Annotated in this window: 19 protein-coding genes and 1 pseudogene; 17 read left to right on the forward strand and 3 right to left on the reverse strand. The window is 37.4% G+C overall.

What is annotated here, in order from left to right:
- Window positions 1–9: 9 nt before the first annotated feature.
- The 13 genes and pseudogenes from AC3IS5_RS10240 to AC3IS5_RS10300 all read left to right on the forward strand — a co-directional run bounded on the left by AC3IS5_RS10240 (window position 10) and on the right by AC3IS5_RS10300 (window position 15,211).
- Window positions 10–1,185 (forward strand): alanine racemase, encoded by a 1,176-nt coding sequence (locus AC3IS5_RS10240; RefSeq protein ID WP_489427711.1) that lies wholly within the window; start codon window positions 10–12, stop codon window positions 1,183–1,185.
- A complete protein-coding gene (locus tag AC3IS5_RS10245) occupies window positions 1,173–2,519 on the forward strand; it encodes a D-arabinono-1,4-lactone oxidase (RefSeq protein WP_489427712.1) in 1,347 nt (448 codons plus the stop codon). The genes AC3IS5_RS10240 and AC3IS5_RS10245 overlap by 13 nt, the downstream gene beginning before the upstream one ends.
- A 300-nt stretch (window positions 2,520–2,819) precedes the next feature.
- The gene (ilvE, locus tag AC3IS5_RS10250) at window positions 2,820–3,719 is read left to right on the forward strand and encodes a branched-chain-amino-acid transaminase (protein ID WP_489427713.1); all 900 of its coding nucleotides are present in this window, start codon (window positions 2,820–2,822) and stop codon (window positions 3,717–3,719) included.
- A gap of 15 nt (window positions 3,720–3,734) precedes the next feature.
- Window positions 3,735–5,402, forward strand: a complete 1,668-nt coding sequence (gene ilvD, locus AC3IS5_RS10255; RefSeq protein WP_489427714.1) for a dihydroxy-acid dehydratase — start codon at window positions 3,735–3,737, stop codon at window positions 5,400–5,402.
- Window positions 5,403–5,736: 334 nt separating this feature from the next.
- The gene (ilvB, locus tag AC3IS5_RS10260; protein ID WP_489427855.1) at window positions 5,737–7,491 is read left to right on the forward strand and encodes an acetolactate synthase large subunit; all 1,755 of its coding nucleotides are present in this window, start codon (window positions 5,737–5,739) and stop codon (window positions 7,489–7,491) included.
- Window positions 7,488–8,003 carry an acetolactate synthase small subunit gene (ilvN, locus tag AC3IS5_RS10265; protein ID WP_489427715.1) on the forward strand — a complete coding sequence of 172 codons (516 nt, stop codon included), beginning with the start codon at window positions 7,488–7,490 and terminating at the stop codon, window positions 8,001–8,003. Before ilvB ends, ilvN begins: the two co-directional genes overlap by 4 nt.
- Before the next feature lie 46 nt (window positions 8,004–8,049).
- Window positions 8,050–9,081, forward strand: a complete 1,032-nt coding sequence (gene ilvC / locus AC3IS5_RS10270; protein WP_489427716.1) for a ketol-acid reductoisomerase — start codon at window positions 8,050–8,052, stop codon at window positions 9,079–9,081.
- Window positions 9,068–10,609, forward strand: coding sequence for a 2-isopropylmalate synthase (locus AC3IS5_RS10275; RefSeq protein ID WP_489427717.1), 1,542 nt, complete (start codon window positions 9,068–9,070; stop codon window positions 10,607–10,609). Before ilvC ends, AC3IS5_RS10275 begins: the two co-directional genes overlap by 14 nt.
- A gap of 21 nt (window positions 10,610–10,630) precedes the next feature.
- Window positions 10,631–11,731, forward strand: coding sequence for a 3-isopropylmalate dehydrogenase (gene leuB, locus AC3IS5_RS10280; RefSeq protein ID WP_489427718.1), 1,101 nt, complete (start codon window positions 10,631–10,633; stop codon window positions 11,729–11,731).
- 16 nt (window positions 11,732–11,747) lie between these two features.
- Window positions 11,748–13,157: a 3-isopropylmalate dehydratase large subunit gene (gene leuC / locus AC3IS5_RS10285; protein WP_489427719.1), complete on the forward strand. Its 1,410-nt coding sequence runs from the start codon at window positions 11,748–11,750 to the stop codon at window positions 13,155–13,157.
- Between the two features lie 14 nt (window positions 13,158–13,171).
- On the forward strand, window positions 13,172–13,759 hold the full coding sequence (gene leuD, locus AC3IS5_RS10290; RefSeq protein ID WP_489427720.1) for a 3-isopropylmalate dehydratase small subunit: 588 nt from the start codon (window positions 13,172–13,174) through the stop codon (window positions 13,757–13,759).
- 114 nt (window positions 13,760–13,873) lie between these two features.
- Window positions 13,874–14,410 (forward strand): annotated as a pseudogene (locus AC3IS5_RS10295) (GNAT family N-acetyltransferase).
- Between the two features lie 399 nt (window positions 14,411–14,809).
- The gene (locus tag AC3IS5_RS10300) at window positions 14,810–15,211 is read left to right on the forward strand and encodes a thiol-disulfide oxidoreductase DCC family protein (protein WP_489427721.1); all 402 of its coding nucleotides are present in this window, start codon (window positions 14,810–14,812) and stop codon (window positions 15,209–15,211) included.
- A gap of 52 nt (window positions 15,212–15,263) precedes the next feature.
- Here AC3IS5_RS10300 and AC3IS5_RS10305 read toward each other — a convergent pair whose 3' ends face one another.
- Genes AC3IS5_RS10305 through AC3IS5_RS10315 form a run of 3 tightly spaced genes read right to left on the reverse strand, consistent with a single transcriptional unit; the run spans window position 15,264 to window position 16,518 of the window.
- The gene (locus tag AC3IS5_RS10305; RefSeq protein WP_489427722.1) at window positions 15,264–15,611 is read right to left on the reverse strand and encodes a DMT family transporter; all 348 of its coding nucleotides are present in this window, start codon (window positions 15,609–15,611) and stop codon (window positions 15,264–15,266) included.
- A gap of 25 nt (window positions 15,612–15,636) precedes the next feature.
- Window positions 15,637–15,966 (reverse strand): DMT family transporter, encoded by a 330-nt coding sequence (locus AC3IS5_RS10310; protein WP_489427723.1) that lies wholly within the window; start codon window positions 15,964–15,966, stop codon window positions 15,637–15,639.
- A 12-nt stretch (window positions 15,967–15,978) separates the two neighbouring features.
- Window positions 15,979–16,518 (reverse strand): TetR/AcrR family transcriptional regulator, encoded by a 540-nt coding sequence (locus AC3IS5_RS10315; protein WP_489427724.1) that lies wholly within the window; start codon window positions 16,516–16,518, stop codon window positions 15,979–15,981.
- A 474-nt stretch (window positions 16,519–16,992) separates the two neighbouring features.
- Between AC3IS5_RS10315 and AC3IS5_RS10320 the strand changes: the two genes are divergently transcribed.
- The 4 genes from AC3IS5_RS10320 (at window position 16,993) to AC3IS5_RS10335 (ending at window position 20,719) form a co-directional block, all read left to right on the forward strand.
- On the forward strand, window positions 16,993–17,715 hold the full coding sequence (locus tag AC3IS5_RS10320) for a FadR/GntR family transcriptional regulator (protein ID WP_489427725.1): 723 nt from the start codon (window positions 16,993–16,995) through the stop codon (window positions 17,713–17,715).
- 138 nt (window positions 17,716–17,853) lie between these two features.
- Window positions 17,854–18,570, forward strand: a complete 717-nt coding sequence (locus AC3IS5_RS10325) for a (Fe-S)-binding protein (RefSeq protein ID WP_430351849.1) — start codon at window positions 17,854–17,856, stop codon at window positions 18,568–18,570.
- An 11-nt stretch (window positions 18,571–18,581) separates the two neighbouring features.
- A complete protein-coding gene (locus tag AC3IS5_RS10330; protein WP_489427726.1) occupies window positions 18,582–20,012 on the forward strand; it encodes a LutB/LldF family L-lactate oxidation iron-sulfur protein in 1,431 nt (476 codons plus the stop codon).
- Window positions 20,009–20,719: a LutC/YkgG family protein gene (locus AC3IS5_RS10335; RefSeq protein ID WP_489427727.1), complete on the forward strand. Its 711-nt coding sequence runs from the start codon at window positions 20,009–20,011 to the stop codon at window positions 20,717–20,719. Before AC3IS5_RS10330 ends, AC3IS5_RS10335 begins: the two co-directional genes overlap by 4 nt.
- Window positions 20,720–20,971 lie beyond the last annotated feature (252 nt).

Genomic DNA, 20,971 nt, shown 5'->3' on the forward strand with positions numbered 1-20,971 from the left:
TGTGAGACAATGTCAACATTTGATCGTGCCTTTGAACATTTAGAGTGTCCATTTGCGTGGATTGATTTAGATGCACTTGATGCAAATATCGATTTTATCAATCAACACACAAACGGAAAAAACATTAGAATTGCAACAAAATCGATTCGCTCAAAAGATCTCCTCACTTATATTGCTTCAAAATTACAAACTTTTTCAGGATGGATGACGTTTACTGCTGAAGAGACGTTGTATTTGATAAATGAGGGGTTTGATCATTTTCTTATTGGCTACCCCATATTAGAACCTACGAGTATTAGAAAGCTTGTTACACATGTGAAAGATGGAAAAGATATTACCTTTATGGTAGATGATGTGAGACAAATTCAATTTTTGCAAGACATTGCAAGTGAATACGACACATCTTTACATATCTGTATCGATATCAATCTTTCGATGAAAACCCCCTTTATTTACTTTGGGACAAGGCGTTCATCGTTACATTCTTTACCGCTACTAACACATTTTCTATCCCAAGTTTCAACGTTTTCAAATGTTAAAGTAAAGGGCTTGATGGGCTATGAGGCTCAAATTGCAGGAGTAATTGATAAACCATTACAAAAATGGCAAGCACCGATGATCCGATTTTTGAAAAATAACTCGAAGAAAAAGTTGGCAGTTTTTCGTAAACAAGCTGTTGAGGAGTTACAGACACGCTTTTCCACGATAGAAATTGTTAATGGTGGGGGTTCAGGGAGCTTACAATATACAGCAGCTCAAGAAGAAGTGACCGAGGTAACTGTTGGTTCGGCATTTTTTGCACCAGCACTTTTTGATCATTATCATACGTTAAATTTAAAGCCAGCAGCAGGTTTTGCGTTACGTGTCACGAGAAATCCTGCACCGAATATCGTTGTTTGTCATGGGGGAGGATATATCGCTTCTGGTGCAATAGGCAAAGACAAACAGCCAGTACCTTATGATGCACAAAATTATCATTTTTTTGATTTGGAAGGTGCAGGTGAGGTGCAAACGCCTCTTCATATACAAAGTGGTCATCAAATAAATATTGGGGATAAGATCTATTTTCGTCATGCTAAGGCAGGTGAGTTATGTGAGCGCTTTCTTAGTCTGGAAGCGAAACGAAAAGATCGATATATTGATAGTTTTGCAACTTATAGGGGGGACGGGAAATGTTTTCTGTAAAAGATTGGATTGATCAAAAGGAATGGACAAATTGGTCAGGCAACGTGGTCAGTAAACCAACTAGATCCTTATTGCCACTTTCTACTGAACATTTATCACAGATAATCAAAAAGGTGAGTGAAAATGGGCAAACGCTGCGAGTAACCGGTGCTGGACATTCTTTCAGCCCTGTAGCAATGCCTGATGATATAGCTGTATCTCTACACAATATGCGAGGATTAATCAATGTCGATCAGGCATCAGGAGAAGTAACTTTATGGGCTGGGACCTATTTATATGAAATTGGGCCGATGCTAAAGGAATATGGACTAGCGCTTCAGAATATGGGGGATATTCAGGAGCAAACAATAGCAGGAGCCGTTTCAACTGGAACACATGGTACAGGTATCACACTTGGTTCCATTTCAAATCAAGTGATTGCATGGGGGTTTGTAGACGGACTAGGAGAGTATCATGAACATAAAAGGGCAGATGATGAATTGTCGAATTCCTTACATCTATCACTAGGATTGTTAGGGGTTCTTGTTCAAGTGACACTTCAAACTGTGCCATTATATAGCTTGAAATGTGTTTCAACACAATCCATTTTACCAGTGGCATTACAGGATTGGTCACAAATGATACGAGAGAATCGCCATTTAGAATGGTTTTACTTCCCAGGTAGTGAGAAAGTACAAGTGAAAATGATGAACATGATACCAATAATTGAACAATCGAAATCATCTAAAGTCATTGAAAGCGTTAAAAATCAATTTGTAGAAAATGGTTTATTTTATCTGATGTCAGAGCTTTGCCGTAAACAGCCAAAAAGAACAGCACTCGTCAGTAAAATTTCTGCTTCGAGTGTGCCAAACGGTGTTAAAACTGGACTTAGTTATGAAATTTTCCCAACACCCCGTCATGTTAAGTTTTTAGAAAGTGAATATGCGATACCTTTAGAACACTTTGAAGCATGTATGGAAGAGATACACTATACGTTACTATCACATCCATTCCGTGTACATTTTCCGATTGAATGCAGAACAGCGGCAGGTGAGATGGGATATCTAAGTCCAACAGGAGGAGTAGAATCAGCATTTCTAGCATTTCATATGTATAAGGGGATGGATGAGAAACCTTACTTTAGATGGGTAAATCATCTAATGACAAAGTATAACGGGCGACCTCATTTCGGAAAAGTGAACTCATTAACTGCAAATAGAATGCTAGAATTGTATCCGAATTTGCCGAAATTTTTAGATCAGCGAGACAAATATGATCCAAATAACGTTTTCATGACAGCTTATTTTAAGACGCTGTTTACACAAGTAGAGTGCCAAAGTTTAATAATGTAACGTTTTCCTAGCTCCATTCCATTTGTAAAATAACAATGGGATGGGGTTATTTTTATATCTGAATTAATGCAATTTAAAAATTTTTCTAAAAATTTAAAAATTGTTCATAATTGAGCTAAAACCAAACTAAAAGGGAATGAAAACGCATACATTAATAATTTAATATTTTAAATTAATGAACAATTCAAAAAATAAGGTTGACGTGAGTTCAAATACGTACTATGATAGCAACAATTTAAAAAAACGTTTGAGACAACATTCAAAAACGTGACTATGTTATTTAAAGAAAGAGTGATAGGTATGGGAAACCAGTTAATTTATCTTGATGGAGATTTTGTTAAGAAGGAAGATGCGAAAGTATCAGTTTATGACCATGGCTTTTTATATGGTGATGGAGTGTTTGAAGGTATTCGTTCATATAACGGAAATATCTTTCGTTTAGAAGAACACTTAGTAAGACTCTATGAATCAGCAAAATCCATTTTACTAGAAATTCCATACACAATCGAAGAAATGACTGAAGTAGTGAAAGAAACAATTAAAGTTAATTCTCTACAAAGTGCTTATATCCGTTTAATCGTTTCACGTGGTGTTGGTAACTTAGGAATAGATCCTAGAAGTTGTAAGCAAGCTAGCGTAATTGTAATCGCTGAGCCACTAGCTTTATTCCCAGCAGAGCTTTACGAAACAGGTATTGAAATTGTTTCAGCTTCAAGCCGTCGTAACCGTTCTGATGTATTAAGTCCAAAAACGAAAACATTAAACTATTTAAATAATATTTTAGTTAAAATAGAAGCTAACTTAGCAGGTGTTTCTGAAGCGTTAATGATGAATGGTGAAGGTTATGTAGCTGAAGGTTCAAGCGATAATATCTTCATCATTAAAGACAATAAATTGATCACACCTCCAGGTTATATCGGTGCTTTAGAAGGGATTACACGTAATGCGATATTAGAAGTTGCTGCTAATAAAGGATACGAAGCAATTGAAGGTGTGTTTACTAGACATGATGTATATGTAGCTGATGAAGTATTCTTAACAGGCACAGCTGTTGAAGTAATCGCTGTAGTGAAAGTAGACGGCCGAATCATTGGTGACGGTACACCTGGTAGAGTGACAAATGACATTTTAGAGGGTTTCCGTGCAATCGTTGAACAAGATGGCGTGCAAGCTTACGACGAAAAAACTACAGTAGTGTAATGAGGGGCGTTTAAAATGAGAAGTGACATGATAAAAAAGGGAGTCGATCGTGCTCCGCATAGAAGTTTACTATATGCAACAGGTGTTAAAACAAAAGATTTAGATAAACCATTTATAGGAGTTTGTAATTCTTATATTGATATTATTCCAGGTCATGTTCATCTTCAAAAGTTTGCTGAAGTTGTAAAGGAAGCGATTCGAGAAGCGGGCGGGATTCCATTCGAATTTAATACAATCGGTGTTGATGATGGGATTGCTATGGGCCATATCGGAATGCGCTATTCATTACCAAGCCGAGAGCTAATCGCAGATTCTGCAGAAACAGTAATTAATGCACACTGGTTTGATGGTGTATTCTACATTCCAAACTGTGACAAAATCACACCGGGAATGTTAATGGCAGCTGTTCGTACGAATGTTCCTTCTGTATTTGTATCAGGTGGTCCGATGGAAGCAGGTGTTTCTTCTACTGGAGAGCAACTTTCATTAACTTCTGTATTTGAAGGCGTGGGTGCTTATAAAAGTGGTCAAATGACTGCAGAGCAATTAAAGGACATTGAAGATAACGCGTGCCCGACTTGTGGTTCATGCTCAGGGATGTTTACGGCTAACTCTATGAACTCTCTTATGGAAATGCTAGGGATGGCTTTACCAGGAAACGGTACGATTTTAGCAACTTCTGATGCACGTCATCAATTGATCAAAGACGCTGCAAAACATTTGGTTCAAATGATCAAGGATGATTTAAAACCGCGCGATATCATTACAAAAGAAACTATCGATGATGCTTTTGCCCTTGATATGGCAATGGGAGGTTCAACTAATACTGTTTTACATACATTAGCAATCGCTCATGAGGCAGAAATTGATTACAACATAGAAGACATTAATAAGGTAGCTGAACGAGTACCATATTTATCGAAAATTATGCCAGCTTCAAATTATTCAATGCATGATGTTCATCTTGCAGGTGGTGTTAGTGCAATCGTCAATGAGCTATGTAAAATTGATGGGGCCATTCATAAAGATCGAATCACTATCACGGGTAAAACAATTGCGGAAGATGTAGCAGGGTATGAAATTACAAATACGGATGTCATACGTACAAAAGATAATCCATATAGTCCTGTAGGTGGTTTATCAGTACTATTCGGAAATATTGCTCCTGAAGGCGCTGTTATTAAAGTAGGTGCTGTTGATCCTTCTATCAAGGAGTTCATAGGTGAAGCTATTGTCTTTGATTCTCAAGAGGAAGCTCAAGAAAACATCGATAATGGTACAGTTCAATCAGGTCATGTCGTAGTCATTCGTTATGAAGGACCTAAAGGCGGACCAGGAATGCCTGAAATGCTTGCACCAACTTCCGCTATTATGGGACGTGGTCTAGGTAAAGAGGTAGCACTTATTACAGATGGTCGTTTCTCAGGTGCTTCACGAGGTATCTCAATAGGGCATATCTCTCCAGAAGCTGCTGATGGTGGGCCGATTGCATTAGTAGAGAATGGTGATACAATCTCTATCGATTTAACAAACCGTACGATAGAATTACAAGTTTCCGCTGAAATTTTAGCTGAAAGAAAACAAAACTTAAAACCTTTCGAACCAAAGATTAAAAAAGGTTACTTAGCACGATATTCTAAGCTAGTAACGAGCGCTTCTACTGGTGGCGTATTGAAAATATAGTTAGTTTGACAATCAAATATAGAAATCGTTGATGAGGTTAAAGGTTATAGATTTTAGTATTCACAGAGAGCCGGTAGTGCTGGGAGCCGGTAATACAACTATATCCGACATCCCCTCGGAGTGGGTTGCTAAACACGTAAGTAATTAGGTAACCCCGGGCGCAACCAATTGCGCTCGTTAGATAAAGAATAGATTCGTCTATTCAAGAGGTAGTCTTTTGACTATGAACAAGGGTGGTACCATGAAAAGCTTATTTTCATCCCTACGTAAAGGTTTTCTTTGCGTGCGGAGAAATGGGCTTTTTTTATATAAAAATTTAGGGAGGAGTTATATGATGAATACACAAGTTCCACTAAAGAGTAGAGAATCAGCACCGGAAGAGGCCAAACAAGAAATTAAAAAGCAACAAAATGGTGCTGCATTATTCATCGAATCGTTAAAGAAACAAAATGTTGAAATTATTTTCGGATATCCAGGTGGTGCTGTTTTACCATTATATGACGCACTATACAAGGACCCGATTAAACATATACTCGCCCGACATGAGCAAGGAGCAATTCACGCTGCAGAAGGTTATGCTCGCGTATCAGGGAAGCCAGGAGTAGTTATTGCTACATCTGGACCAGGTGCAACAAACCTTGTCACAGGTATTACAGATGCGATGATGGATTCTCTTCCACTTGTAGTCTTTACAGGCCAGGTTGCAACAACAGTCGTTGGAACAGATGCTTTCCAAGAAGCTGATATTGTTGGCATTACACAACCGATTACAAAGCATAACTATCAAGTGAAGAACATTAATGATATTCCAAGAATTGTAAAGGAAGCATTCCATATTGCTTCAACTGGTCGTAAAGGACCAGTACTAGTTGATATTCCAAAAGATATCGCAAATACCATCTTCGAATTAGAAGTGGATGATAATGCACCAATTAATTTACCAGGTTATCAGCCGACATTGCATCCAAATTTTTTGCAAATCCAAAAAGCTGTGAAAGCAATCGGTGAAGCAAAACAACCTTTGATCTTAGCAGGTGCTGGAATTCTAGCTGCAGATGCATCAGTTGAATTAACTGAATTTGCCGAAAAACACAATATTCCGGTAACGAACACTTTGCTTGGACTTGGCAGTATTAACGGTGAACACGAGCTTTTCCTAGGTATGGCAGGTATGCACGGTACATTTACGTCTAATATGGCGATTAGTAACTGTGATTTACTTATCAATATAGGAGCCCGCTTCGATGACCGTCTTACAGGAGATCTAAGCAAATTCGCTCAAAAAGCGAAAATAATTCATATCGATATTGACCCAGCCGAAATTGGCAAAAACGTTCCAACTGATATTCCAATTGTTGCAGATGCAAAAGAAGCATTAAAAGCACTATTGAAACAACAGATTGAAACACCTGATACGTTACTGTGGCACGAGTATTTGGCTGAATGCTTAGCGGAATACCCATTATGGTATGACGCAAAAGAGTCAGATACAGTTTATCCGCAACAAGCAGTGGAGCTAATTAACCGTATTACAAATGGTGAAGCAATCGTCACAACAGATGTAGGGCAACACCAAATGTGGACAGCACAATATTACAAATTTAAAACCGACCACAATTGGGTAACGTCTGGCGGACTTGGAACAATGGGCTTTGGTTTCCCAGCTGCAATTGGAGCACAATTTGCTAAACCTGATCAAAGAGTTATCTCTATTGTAGGTGATGCAGGCTTCCAAATGACATCTCAAGAACTTGCTTTATTGAAAGAATTTAACTTACCAGTGAAAATTGTTATTTTAAATAACAGCTGTTTAGGGATGGTTCGTCAATGGCAAGAAACGTTCTATGAAGAGCGTTATTCATCTTCTTTAATGCCAGTTCAGCCAGATTTTGTGAAACTAGCTGAAGCTTATGGTGTGAAGGGTTACCGCATTAATACAATCCATGAGGCTGAAGATATTCTGACTGAAGCACTGTTGTCAGATGAACCAGTACTAATTGATTGTCGTGTAAAACAACTTGAAGTTGTTAATCCAATGGTAGCACCTGGTAAAGGATTAGATGAAATGATTGGGGTGAAAAAAGGATGAAAAGAGTTATTACAGTAACTGTGATCAACCAAAGTGGTGTCTTAAATCGCGTCACTGGTCTACTCATGAAAAGACAGTTTAACATCGAAAGTATCACGGTTGGTCATACAGAACAACCGGGTATCTCTAAAATGACTTTCATCGTACATGTAGAAGATGAAAACAAAATTGAACAATTGGTCAAACAGCTTTCAAAACAAATTGATGTGATCAAAGTAAATGATATCACTGACAAATCAATTGTTATACGTGAGCTTGCACTAATTAAAGTTGTTGCTCCACCGAATTTGCGCATGGAGATTAATTCAATAGTCGAACCTTTCCGCGGTTCCATCATCGATATGGGTAAAAATGTTGTAACTTATCAAATCGTCGGTAACCCAGAAAAAATTGACGCTTTCATTGAATTGATCCAACCATATGGTATTAAAGAGTTAACACGTACTGGAGTTACAGCATTTGTACGTGATGCACAAGTAAAACCAACAGCGCAACTTTCGATTTTACAATAAAAAAGCTTTTCAAAAAAACTACTAAACCAATCAGGGGGAATTTAAAATGGCAAAAATGTACTATAACAACGATATCAACGAGGCAACTTTACAAGGTAAAAAAATCGCAGTAATCGGATATGGTTCACAAGGTCATGCACACGCTCAAAACCTAAAAGAATCAGGCTTCGACGTTACAGTTGGTATCCGTCCAGGGAAATCTTTTGATAAAGCTGAGCAAGATGGCCTAACAGTTAAAACAGTAAAAGAAGCAGCTGCAGAAGCAGACGTTATCATGATCTTACTTCCAGACGAACGCCAAAAAGCAGTTTATGAAGAAGAAATCGCACCAGGATTGCAAGCAGGAAATGCACTAGTATTTGCACATGGTTTCAATGTTCACTTTGGCCAAATCGTACCACCAGCTGATGTTGACGTATTCTTAGTAGCTCCTAAAGGTCCAGGACACTTAGTACGCCGCACATACGAAGCTGGCGCAGGTGTACCAGCATTATTCGGTATTTTCCAAGATGCAACTGGTAACGCAAAAGATTTAGCACTAGCTTATGCAAAAGGTATCGGTGCAGCACGTGCTGGTGTAATCGAAACTACTTTCAAAGAAGAAACAGAAACGGATCTATTCGGGGAGCAAGCAGTTCTTTGCGGTGGTACAACAGCTCTAGTAAAAGCTGGTTTCGAAACTTTAGTAGAAGCAGGTTACCAACCAGAAATCGCATACTTCGAATGTATGCATGAACTAAAACTTATCGTTGACTTGATGTATGAAGGTGGTCTAGCTAACATGCGCTACTCAATCTCAGATACAGCTGAATGGGGAGATTTCGTATCTGGCCCACGTGTAATTGATGCTTCTGTAAAAGAACGCATGAAAGACGTTTTAACAGATATTCAAGAAGGTAAATTCGCAAAAGAATGGATCAACGAAAACGAAACAAACCGTCCTAAATACAATGCTATTAAAAAAGCAGAATCTGAGCACCAAATCGAAGTAGTTGGAGATAAACTTCGTGAAATGATGCCTTTCGTAAATAACGGTAAAAAGATCGAGAAAGAAGTGGTTCATAGTGCGCAAAATTGAAATTTTTGATACTACACTTCGTGATGGAGAGCAATCAGCCGGTATTAACCTAAATACCGCTGAGAAGCTTGAAATAGCGAAACAGCTAGAACGCTTTGGGGCATCTATTATTGAAGCAGGTTTTCCTGCTTCATCCCCTGGCGATTTCGAAGCTGTACAACGTATAGCAGGTACAGTTAAAAACTCAATCGTTACAGGTCTTGCAAGAGCAATTAAAAAGGATATTGATATTACTTGGGAAGCCCTTAAAAAAGCTGAACAACCACATATTCATGTATTCCTTGCTACAAGTCCGATTCATATGCAATACAAACTTAACAAAACACCAGATCAAGTTGTAGAAGCAGCCGTAGAAGCTGTCAAATATGCAAAAAATACATTTCCACTAGTTCAATGGTCTGCAGAAGATGCTTTCCGTTCTGACCGTGAATTCCTTGTACGTATTATTAATGAAGTAATTAAAGCTGGTGCAACTACTATTAACATTCCAGATACAGTAGGTTATGCAAGCCCTGCTGAATATGGTGCACTATTTAAATATTTAAGAGAAAATGTCACAGGTAGTGACAAAGTAAACTTCTCCGCTCACTGTCATGATGATTTAGGCATGGCCGTTGCAAACTCAATCGCAGCAATTGAAAATGGCGCCAATCAAGTTGAAGGTACAATTAATGGAATCGGTGAACGTGCTGGTAATGCAGCGTTAGAAGAAATAGCTGTAGCAATGCACATTCGTAAAGACATTTACGGAATCGAAACTGGCATTAACTTGCAAGAAATTAAGCGTACTAGTCAACTAGTGAGTAAACTTACAGGTGTCGTTATTCAACCAAATAAAGCAATCGTAGGTAAAAATGCCTTCGCTCATGAATCAGGTATCCATCAAGACGGAATGTTAAAGAATCCTGAGACATATGAAATTATTACACCTGCTTTAATTGGAGAAAGTGCGGTTCCTCTCGTATTAGGTAAACACTCCGGAAGACACGCCTTCAAAGACCGTGCTGAAACAATGGGCTTTGACTTAAGTGACGATAAAATTAATCGGGCATTCACGGAATTTAAAAAGTTAGCTGATCGTAAGAAGGAAATTACTGAAGAAGATTTATTAACTTTACTAACAGATCAACAAATTCAACATGAAGAAATACCAGTATATGAGCTAAAAAGCGTTCAAGTTCAATACGGTACTGAGAACATTCCTACAGCTACCGTGCAAGTAATTCAACCAGACGGTGAAGAAGTAACTGTAGCTTCAACTGGATCGGGTTCTGTTGAGGCAATCTTCAATACTTTGGAATTATTGATTAATTCAAAGGTTGAGATTTTAGACTACCGTGTAACTTCTGTAGGTAAGGGTCGTGATGCATTAGGTGAAGCGGTTATTAACTTAACGTACAATGACCAAAAAGTTACTGGTCGTGATGCAGCGCAAGATGTCTTGGAAGCTTCGGCAAAAGCGTATTTAAACGCTATTAATAGACAGATAATTCAATCAAGTTTAAGAGCTAAAGAATTAATTCATTAATCATATAGAGGAGGAGTTTTTATGGAAAAGAAAATTACAGTACTACCGGGTGATGGCATTGGCCCCGAAGTGATCGCTTCGGCCGTGTCAGTACTACAATCAGTCGGTAAAAGATATCATCATTCATTCCACATCGCTTATGGTGCAATAGGTGGCTCAGCAATCGATCGACATAACGATCCGTTACCTCTAGAAACAATTGCCCTATGCGAACAAAGTGATGCAATCTTACTTGGAGCAGTTGGGGGCCCTAAATGGGATCAAAACCCAGCAGAATTGCGACCAGAAAAAGGATTACTACGCATTCGTAAGCATTTTGATTTATTCTCAAACTTACGTCCAGTGCAAGCAATTCCGTCACTTTTGAAAGCTTCTCCTCTAAAAGAAGACATTGTAAAAGATGTTGATTTACTAATCGTTCGTGAATTAACTGGTGGTTTATATTTTGGCGAACCACGTCAACGTACGGAAAAAGCAGCTTTAGATACATTAGTGTACACACGACATGAGATTGAACGTATCGTTGATAGTGCTTTCCAATTAGCCCGTGTACGTAGAGGGAAATTAACGTCTGTTGATAAAGCAAACGTTCTTGAATCTTCAAGACTATGGCGCCAAATTGTAGATGAAAAGAAAGCTGGTTATCCAGATGTTGAAGTTGAACATAGTTTAGTCGATTCTACAGCAATGAAATTAATAACGAATCCTGCAGCGTATGACGTTGTTGTAACGGAAAATATGTTTGGTGATATTCTAAGTGATGAAGCTTCAGTAATTACGGGTTCACTTGGTGTGTTACCTTCTGCAAGTATTCGTTCTGATAATTTCGGATTGTATGAGCCTGTCCACGGTTCAGCTCCTGAAATTGCAGGGCTAGGCATTGCGAACCCAGCTGCAACGATTTTATCTGTTGCGATGATGTTGAAGTATTCATTTGGCTTAAATGAAGAAGCTGCTGAAATTGAACGTGCTGTAGCGGCAGTATTCGAAGATGGTTATTTCACAGGAGATCTTGCAACTCCAGGAAGTCGCGTATTAACAACTGCTGAGTGGACTGAAAAAGTCATCAATGAACTAGACACTAGCTTCGTTTCAGATAGCATTATGACATCATATATCTAAGAAAAGGTGATATTATATGGCAAAAAATATAATCGAAAAAGTATGGGATCAACATGTCGTATATCAAGAGAACGGGAAACCGGATTTGCTTTATATCGACTTGCATTTAATTCATGAAGTAACATCTCCACAAGCATTTGAAGGGCTTCGTTTAAACAATCGTAAAGTGCGTCGTCCTGACCTATGTTTTGCAACGATGGATCATAATGTACCGACAAAGAATTTAACGACGATTAATGACCCAATCGCTAAAAAACAAATTAACACATTAGCTGAAAACTGTGCAGAATTTGGCGTTCAATTAGCAGATATGGGACATCCGGATCAAGGTATTGTTCACGTAATTGGTCCGCAACTTGGTTTAACACAACCAGGTAAAACAATCGTTTGTGGCGACTCACATACATCTACTCACGGTGCATTCGGTGCAATTGCATTTGGTATCGGCACAAGTGAAGTAGAACATGTATTATCAACTCAAACATTATGGCAAAATAAACCGAAGACGATGGAAATTCGTGTCAATGGTGAACTTGGCTTTGGCGTAACAGCAAAAGATATCATTCTAGCGATCATTGCGAAATTTGGTATTGATGTAGGTACTGGTCATATCGTTGAATTTACAGGCGATGCTATTCATCAATTATCGATGGAAGAACGTATGACGATATGTAATATGTCAATTGAAGCAGGGGCAAAAGCGGGCTTAATTAGCCCGGATCAGATTACTGTTGATTATATTAAAGGTCGTGAGTATGCTCCACAAGGCAATGCATTCGAGGAAGCAACTGAGTATTGGCTATCATTAGCTTCGGATTCTGATGCTACATATGATTGTGTTCTTGAAATTGATTCAAATGAAATCGAACCATTTGTCACTTGGGGTACAAATCCTTCAATGGGATCAGGTATTTCAAATCACGTACCTTATGCAGCTGATTTCGAAGATGAATCAGATAAACAGGCACTTAAAAAAGCACTACAATATATGGATTTAAAAGAGGGTACACCTTTAACTGATATTGCTATTCAACATGTGTTTATTGGGTCATGTACGAATTCACGACTACATGACTTACGTTCTGCAGCAGCAGTTATTGAAGGTAAAAAAGTAAGTGAAAACGTAACAGCTATTGTTGTTCCAGGTTCAGTCACAGTTAAGAAGCAAGCGGAGGAAGAAGGTTTAGATAAAATCTTCTTGGATGCGGGCTTTGAATGGCGTGAATCAGGATGCAGTATGTGTCTTGCGATGAACGAGGATGTTGTTCCAGCTGGAGAAAGATGTGCTTCAACATCTAATCGTAACTTCGAAGGTCGCCAAGGTGCTGGTTCTCGTACGCATCTTGTGAGTCCGCAAATGGCAGCAGCTGCCGCAATCGCTGGACATTTCGTAGATGTTCGCGAAATATTAAATGTACCTGTGTAATGGAGGCGTAGAGGATGGAACCAATTAATGTAGTGAATAGCGTACTAACACCACTTAACCGAAAAAATGTTGATACTGATCAAATTATTTCTAAAGAATTTTTAAAACGCATCGAACGTACAGGTTTTGGTCAATTTGTTTTTTACCACTGGCGCTTCGATCAAAATGATCAACCAATTGAAGATTTCGTATTAAATCAACCACAATATCAAGGCTCTAAAATTTTAGTGGCGCACGAAAACTTTGGATGTGGATCATCACGTGAGCATGCACCATGGGCGATATTAGATTACGGATTTAACGTAGTGATCGCACCAAGTTTTGCGGATATTTTCCATAATAACTGTTTCAAAAACGGTATTTTACCGATTAAGTTGACTGTTTCTGAAGTAGAAGAATTACTTGCAGTAGGCGAAGTTTCACAACTTGAAACAGAAGTGAATTTAGAAGCTCAAACTGTTACAGCAAATGGTAAAGTATACAACTTTAAAATTGACCCTTACTATAAACAAATGCTACTAAATGGCTGGGATGAGATTTCTTTAACCTTCCAATATGATGAGCAAATTACGAAATATGAAGCAACTCGCAAAACGTATTAAATAAGTATATAAACTACTTAGTGTCTAATTTGACATTAGGTAGTTTTTTTATAATTAAAAAGGACCTTAATTTGTTTGTTTTTTTTGTTGATTTTTGAAAAGGGGTGTAACGTAATGTTTCCGATTTTAAATACTGAACGGTTAATTTTAAGAGAACTAGTTGAAGATGATGCACCAGCTATATTAGATTGCTTCTCAAATGTCGATGTATTCCGTTTTTATGGGCAAAGTCCACTAACAAGTTTAGATCAGGTGAAACAAATTATCGGTAATTTTTCTAGGAATTACGAGAACAAATCAGGCATCAAATGGGGAATTGAGCGAGAAGGCATGGATGGTATTATTGGTACAATTGGCTTCCAAGAATGGTCCCATGAACATAAGAGAGCAGATATAAGCTACGCGCTTTCTCCTGAACATTGGGGAAGTGGATATGCAACGGAAGTTGTTAAGAAAGTAATTACTTACGGTTTCGAAAATCTTGGCATAAAGCGTATTGGAGCAGTTGTTTTTGTGGAAAATACTTCTTCAAATAAGTTATTGGAGTAATTAGGCTTTGAAAAAGAAGGAGTTTTAAGAAATTATATGTATCAAGATGGTCTACCACATGATACTAATATTTACTCATTACTAGATGATAAATCCAACTAGAAAACTAAACGAGACAGGAAATAAAATTCTAGATGGTAATTTGATAGCTTTTTAATGGAGTAAGTGCACTAATATGAGAGTTATTTTGACCATATTGCCTGGGAAATCAGATATAATGGAATTGAATTTTCTGAAAATATTTTAAGGATATCAAGCGAATTGGTTGGGTAAAATCGATTCGCTTTTTATATTAGGGTCTAAATACTGTTCCTCGTTTCTATAGTAATTACTCTAAATAGTCTTAGTCTAAAGACTCCAAGGTGTCACCGAATCATGTTTTTTGAATAGATCTTAACAGAATTGTTGTGGGGTTATCTAAAATTCTAAAAGACTCTGTTTTAATATAACTGTAGACATTGTACAATTACTAGGAATACATAGAAAAAGAGGGGGAGCATAATGACCAATCATCAAAATCCAATTCTGTTTTATGACGGTAGTTGCGGATTCTGTCAGTGGGCAGTACAGTTCGTCTTAAAACATGAACGGAATCACGATATTCTTTTTGCTCCATTACAGGGTGAAACTGCAAAAAGCACTTTGTCACAGAATCTTACAAAGAACCTCGATTCAGTTGTAGTGAAAAGTCCCTCGGGCATACTGACTGAATCGGAGGCTGTGTTTTTTCTACTACCTTATTTAAAAGCACCGTTCTATTTGTTCACTATTTTTAAATTAATTCCCTTATTTGTACGAAATCCAGTTTATCGTCTGGTAGCTCGCAATCGTCATAAATTAATGAAAGTACCAGCTAGTTGCCACTTACCAAGTGTAGATGAACGCAAAAGATTATTACCATAACTCGATTTATTTGGTATCACTTTTAAAAGAGTAAAGAAAAACCATCAAGCTTTTAACTTGATGGTTCTTCTACTTTTTCAGGACTATTGGAAGCATTTAATAAAACTACTCCTCCAATTATTAATACTATCCCCAGGAGTGTCATGATGCTAAAAGGATCATCCCATAACAATACACCAATAACCGCTGTTATAGCTGTCCCTATTCCGGCCCAAATAGCGTAAGCTAAACTTAATGGAATGGTTTTAAGACATAGTGATAAGCAGTAAAATGCTATACCAAAACCAATTATTACACCAATAGAAGGGAGTACAATTGTAAATCCTTCTGATAATTTTAACATTGTTGTACCAAATATTTCGCTAATGATGGAAATACCTAAAGCTATATAACCTTTCATACTATAACCCCCGTTTATCTAAAGATTAATGAACGCTACCACTTGAAAGTTTCAATACAACAACTCCACCTATGATTAGCACTAATCCTAAAGCTTTTTTTAAATTGAAATTTTCTTTATATACGATTACACCGACTAATGCAGTTAAGGCTGTACCTACCCCTGACCAAATTGCATAAGCTGTACCTAGTGGAATGGTTTTAAGTGATAAAGATAAGCAATAAAAAGCTGAAAACATTCCAATAATTACGCCAATAGAAGGGAACAGCTTTTTAAATCCGTTTGAAACTTTTAACATAGAACTACCAAATACTTCACTAACAATGGCTACTGCCAAAATTATATATGGATTCAAGTTGAATACCTCCTACTTTGTCATGTTGATTAATTTTTGAATTACATTTTCACGCAATTTTTCATCTAATGGAGCTATATTAAATAGTTCTGAGTAGTAAAGCCCATCTATTGCTAATCGAATAATAGTTGCTGTAACCGGATCAATATTATCTTGCTCCACTTTATTTTGCATATACTGATAGCTTTGAGACATGCTTGTTAATAAATCTGGATTTAACATAGAAGCAGCAAGTAGTCCTACATTTAACTCAGCATTGTGATTCAAATCCTCTTTTGTTATTTCTATTAAAGCGCGGCTCCATTTACCTTTTTCTATCGAGTCATTCATAGCGTACTCATTAAATCGAGAAGTGAAATCCTCGAAGATATATTGAGTTACTTCCAATAATAATGCTTCCTTACTTGGAAAGTGATACAATAAACCACCTTTACTAATCCCAGCTTGCTTTGCCACTGCATCTAAAGTTAGCGAGTTTATATCATTTTCCAAAATATAATCTTTAGCAGATTTTAGAATATGTTTGCGCTTGATTGTTGCTTTTGATTCCATGTGTGAAGCCCCCTTTAAAGAAACCGTCCAGACGGTCTTTTTATGTTTTTATTGTACCGTCTAGACGGTTTTTTTGTCAATATATCAAGCTATGATGAATCAAAAAAGGGAGATATAGCAGGTGAATATTTGATTTCCACTACCTTTTTTCTAAATATCTATTTGATTAGATTCTATGCAACTAATAATGGTATATATATAAACCTCGTTAGTCTATATTATTACAACATCGCTGCTCCTCAAATTTATCATCAACTCATACATACTTCTACCACCAAATAAATAAGAAAGCTTAACACAACTTCGAAAGAAAACAATGCTATTTTGAGTACTTTCAATAGAAATTTTCCTCTTTTCCTAAGCATAGACGACAAACCAACTATGTATATTATCAGACGATCCACTATTATTATTTAATATTAGTTTTTAAAATAGTATTTTCATTGGTTATAATAGAATAGAGGTGATATACAATTGAACTATAAAAAGATTACCCGCAAAAAGATTTATGAAGAAGTGGCTGATATCTTATTTGAAATGATTAAAGATGGTCAGTTGAAACCAGGGGACCAATTAGACTCTGTACAAGAGTTGGCAATCAATTTTCAAGTAGGAAGATCAGCAATTCGTGAAGCACTAACTTCCTTACGAGCAATGGGACTTATTGAAATGCGACAAGGGGAAGGGACATTCGTGAAAAAATTCACGGCAGATAATCTAGCATATCCTATCCAAAGTGCAATGCTTATGACGAATAAAAATATTCAAGAGTTATTAGAAGTACGTCAAATTTTAGAGACAGGTATTGTCGCAAACGCGGCGCAAAAAAGAACAGCAGAAGATTTGGAAGTGATGCGAGTTCATCTAAAGGAAATGATCAATCATACAAAAAACACAGATTTAGGGGAGCGAGCTGACTTAGCCTTCCACCTAGCCATTGCAAAAGCTGCGGATAATATATTACTTAGTACATTAATGCAACATGTGTCTGATTTAATGTCTGAGTCTATGCGTGAAACACGCCGTATTTGTTTATATGATGAAAAACAAACATTAAATCTTTTAAACGAACAACACCATTTGATTTACAAACAGATCGAAGCACAAGATGCGGAAGGTGCTTCAAAGGCTATGAAGTCGCATTTGCAATTTGTAGAGTCAGTTTTAGCACAATATATCCAAGAGGAAAATGACTAAGCTGTGGGGCGTTCTTCTAAATCAAATTAACAGAAAAGTTCGTATTTTCAATAAAAAGATTGGAAAACCATTGTTTATTCCTGTATCATTAAAAAAAACAAGTCATCAGATGACCATATCTTTGAGGAGGGTATGTACATGAAGGTAACACTATTTGTAACATGTCTTGTGGATATGTTCGAAACAAATGTGGGGAAAGCAACTGTCGAGTTATTGGAGCGGCTTGGTTGTGAAATTGATTTTCCTACAGCTCAAGTATGTTGTGGTCAACCGTCTTACAATTCAGGGTATGTTGAGCATACGAAAGCAGCTATTAAAAAAATGATAGAAACGTTTGAAGCTGCGGAGGTTGTTGTCACTCCATCAGGATCGTGTGCAACAATGTTTCATGAATATCCGGGGATTTTAAAAGATGAACCAGGTTGGTCTGCACGTGCAAGGTTATTGGCTGAAAAAACATATGAACTGACAGATTTTATCGTTAATGTATTAAAGGTAGAAAATGTCGGTGCAAAGTTAACTGGAGTAGCAACTTATCATCCTTCATGCCATATGACACGCTTATTAGGAATAAAAGATGCACCCTATACACTTTTATCAAATGTAGAAGGATTAGAAATGAAACCATTACCGTATGCGTATAATTGCTGTGGCTTCGGGGGGACGTTCTCCGTGAAAATGGGGAATATTTCGGAACAAATGGTTGATGAAAAAGTAGATGCGGCAATCTCTACAAACGCGCAAATTTTAGTAGCATCTGACGGCGGATGTATTATGAACATTGCAGGACGAATGCAACGTAGGCAAGTACCAGTGAAAGTAATGCATATTGCTGAAGTATTAAATTCACATTAAGGGGTGAGCATATGGCTGTTAAAATTACGGACGGGAATTTTAAAGACAAAGTAAAAGATAATTTACAAGATGACTTTATGCGCGGTGCTGTATCTGGTGCACAGGATCGCCTTCGTTCTCGCCGATTAGAAAACGCAGAGGAACTTGGAAACTGGGAAGAATGGCGCTCTCACGGAGAAGAAATTCGCCAACATGTACTTGAAAATCTCGATTATTATTTACAAGAGCTTTCAGACAATGTCCAAAAGCTTGGTGGTCACGTTTTCTTTGCACAAACTGCAGATGACGCTAATCGTTATATTGAAGAAGTTGTTAAAAAGAAAGAAGCAAAAAAAGTCGTCAAATCAAAATCAATGGTTACTGAAGAAATCGGCCTAAATGCAGTATTAGAAAAGGCTGGATGTACTGTGATTGAGACAGATTTAGGGGAATACATTTTACAACTTGACGAACACGACCCGCCATCCCATATCGTCGCACCTGCATTACATAAAAACAAAGAACAAATTCGTAAAGTGTTCGAAGAGAAGTTGCAGTATAAAAAATCTAATGATCCAACAGAATTGGCAAGGCATGCACGAGAAACATTACGTAACGAGTTTTTAACAGCGGATGTTGGTATTACAGGTTGTAACTTTGCTATTGCGGAATCAGGTTCGATTAGTTTAGTAACAAATGAAGGGAATGCTCGTCTAGCTACGACTGTGCCAAAAACTCAAATTACTGTTATGGGTATGGAGCGCATTGTACCTACGTTCGAAGAATTAGAAGTACTCGTAAGTTTGTTGACTCGAAGTGCTGTTGGGCAAAAACTAACGAGTTATATTACCGTATTATCAGGTCCACGCCGTGAAGGTGATGCTGATGGTCCTGAAGAGTTCCATCTTGTCATTGTTGATAATGGGCGTTCGAAAATTCTTGGAACTGAATTCCAATCAGTATTACAATGTATTCGTTGTGCAGCGTGTATAAATGTATGTCCTGTATATCGACATATTGGAGGGCATTCATATAACTCAATCTATCCAGGACCAATAGGAGCTGTATTGACTCCGTTACTTGCAGGATATGATGACTTTAAAGAATTACCTTATGCCTCTACATTATGTGGTGCTTGTACGGAAGCATGCCCTGTGAAGATTCCGTTGCATGAATTACTTCACAAGCATCGACAAATAATAGTAGAAAAAGAAGGTAAAGCACCTATTTCTGAAGGTTTGATGATGAAGGCATTTGGTATTGGGGCAGCCTCTAATCCGATATATACAACAGGAACAAAACTCGCAACAAAAGTTATGAAGCCCTTTATGAAAGATAAAGAGTTTATATCTAAAGGACCGGGGCCATTAAAAGAATGGACGATGATTCGCGAATTCCCTGCACCAAAAAATGAACGTTTCCGCGACTGGTATAAAAACCGTGAAGGAGGAGACAAGAAATGATCCAACAACGTGCACCCTTTATAAAAAATATCGCAACAGCACTTGGACGAGAAATGAATACAACAAAAAAACCTGAACGACACTGGAAGTATAATCCGCAATCAAAAACACTTACTGATCTAACCCAAGATGAGCTAGTGGAAGTGTTTCAGAAACAGTGTAGCAATATTCATACAGACTATATTGAAACAACTGCAGACCTATTAAAAGAAGTGTTAGCAAATCGTGTAGATATATATGGAGGTGGTCCTGTTTCTATATGGAAAGATGAACGCTTCGACACATTCGGTCTACGTAATTTACTGGATGAAGAGTGGCCACAAGCAAGTGTTGAAGTGAATGAATGGAATGTAGAAAATGGAGATGACAATATTAAACTTGCAGAAAAAGCGAATGTAGGTATTACGTTTAGTGATATAACACTTGCCGAGTCTGCAACAGTTGTTTTATTTTCAACAGGCGGTCAAGGGCGATCAGTCAGTTTGCTTCCACAAACCTATATTGCGATTATTCCAAAAAGCACAATTGTTCCAAGAATGACGCAAGCAGCACAAATTATCTCTGAAAAAGTGCAAAGTGGGGAAACAGTACCGCCATGTATTAATTTCATATCTGGACCAAGTAATTCAGCCGATATTGAGATGAATCTAGTGGTTGGTGTGCATGGCCCTATAAAAGCAACTTATATAATAGTAGAAGATCGATAATTAAAAACATGTCTACAGTTACATTTGTAGACATGTTTTTAATTTCATAAAATTTGATGTATTCTGTATTGAAATGAAAAAACAACATTTTCGAGAGTGCTTATGGTATTTTGGGAAAGGTCATAAATATAACTTATCACATACTATAATATTAATGTAATTTACTTATGTATCTAATTAGTATATTATTGTTGGTGGAGAAAAGAAACTATTATAAAAGCCTTTTCATTAGTTAATTAGAGGGGGAACCAA

This window comes from Viridibacillus sp. KH_047, from assembly GCF_057838945.1.

Coding starts and splice junctions, on each gene's coding strand:
- ilvN (WP_489427715.1), top strand. CDS start 7,488: ATGAAAAGAGTTATTACAGTAACTGTGATCAACCAAAGTGGTGTCTTA.
- AC3IS5_RS10245 (WP_489427712.1), top strand. CDS start 1,173: ATGTTTTCTGTAAAAGATTGGATTGATCAAAAGGAATGGACAAATTGG.
- AC3IS5_RS10315 (WP_489427724.1), bottom strand. CDS start 16,518: ATGGAATCAAAAGCAACAATCAAGCGCAAACATATTCTAAAATCTGCT.
- ilvC (WP_489427716.1), top strand. CDS start 8,050: ATGGCAAAAATGTACTATAACAACGATATCAACGAGGCAACTTTACAA.
- ilvB (WP_489427855.1), top strand. CDS start 5,737: ATGAATACACAAGTTCCACTAAAGAGTAGAGAATCAGCACCGGAAGAG.
- leuB (WP_489427718.1), top strand. CDS start 10,631: ATGGAAAAGAAAATTACAGTACTACCGGGTGATGGCATTGGCCCCGAA.
- leuD (WP_489427720.1), top strand. CDS start 13,172: ATGGAACCAATTAATGTAGTGAATAGCGTACTAACACCACTTAACCGA.
- AC3IS5_RS10240 (WP_489427711.1), top strand. CDS start 10: ATGTCAACATTTGATCGTGCCTTTGAACATTTAGAGTGTCCATTTGCG.
- ilvD (WP_489427714.1), top strand. CDS start 3,735: ATGAGAAGTGACATGATAAAAAAGGGAGTCGATCGTGCTCCGCATAGA.
- leuC (WP_489427719.1), top strand. CDS start 11,748: ATGGCAAAAAATATAATCGAAAAAGTATGGGATCAACATGTCGTATAT.
- AC3IS5_RS10325 (WP_430351849.1), top strand. CDS start 17,854: ATGAAGGTAACACTATTTGTAACATGTCTTGTGGATATGTTCGAAACA.
- AC3IS5_RS10305 (WP_489427722.1), bottom strand. CDS start 15,611: ATGAAAGGTTATATAGCTTTAGGTATTTCCATCATTAGCGAAATATTT.
- AC3IS5_RS10300 (WP_489427721.1), top strand. CDS start 14,810: ATGACCAATCATCAAAATCCAATTCTGTTTTATGACGGTAGTTGCGGA.
- AC3IS5_RS10335 (WP_489427727.1), top strand. CDS start 20,009: ATGATCCAACAACGTGCACCCTTTATAAAAAATATCGCAACAGCACTT.
- ilvE (WP_489427713.1), top strand. CDS start 2,820: ATGGGAAACCAGTTAATTTATCTTGATGGAGATTTTGTTAAGAAGGAA.
- AC3IS5_RS10330 (WP_489427726.1), top strand. CDS start 18,582: ATGGCTGTTAAAATTACGGACGGGAATTTTAAAGACAAAGTAAAAGAT.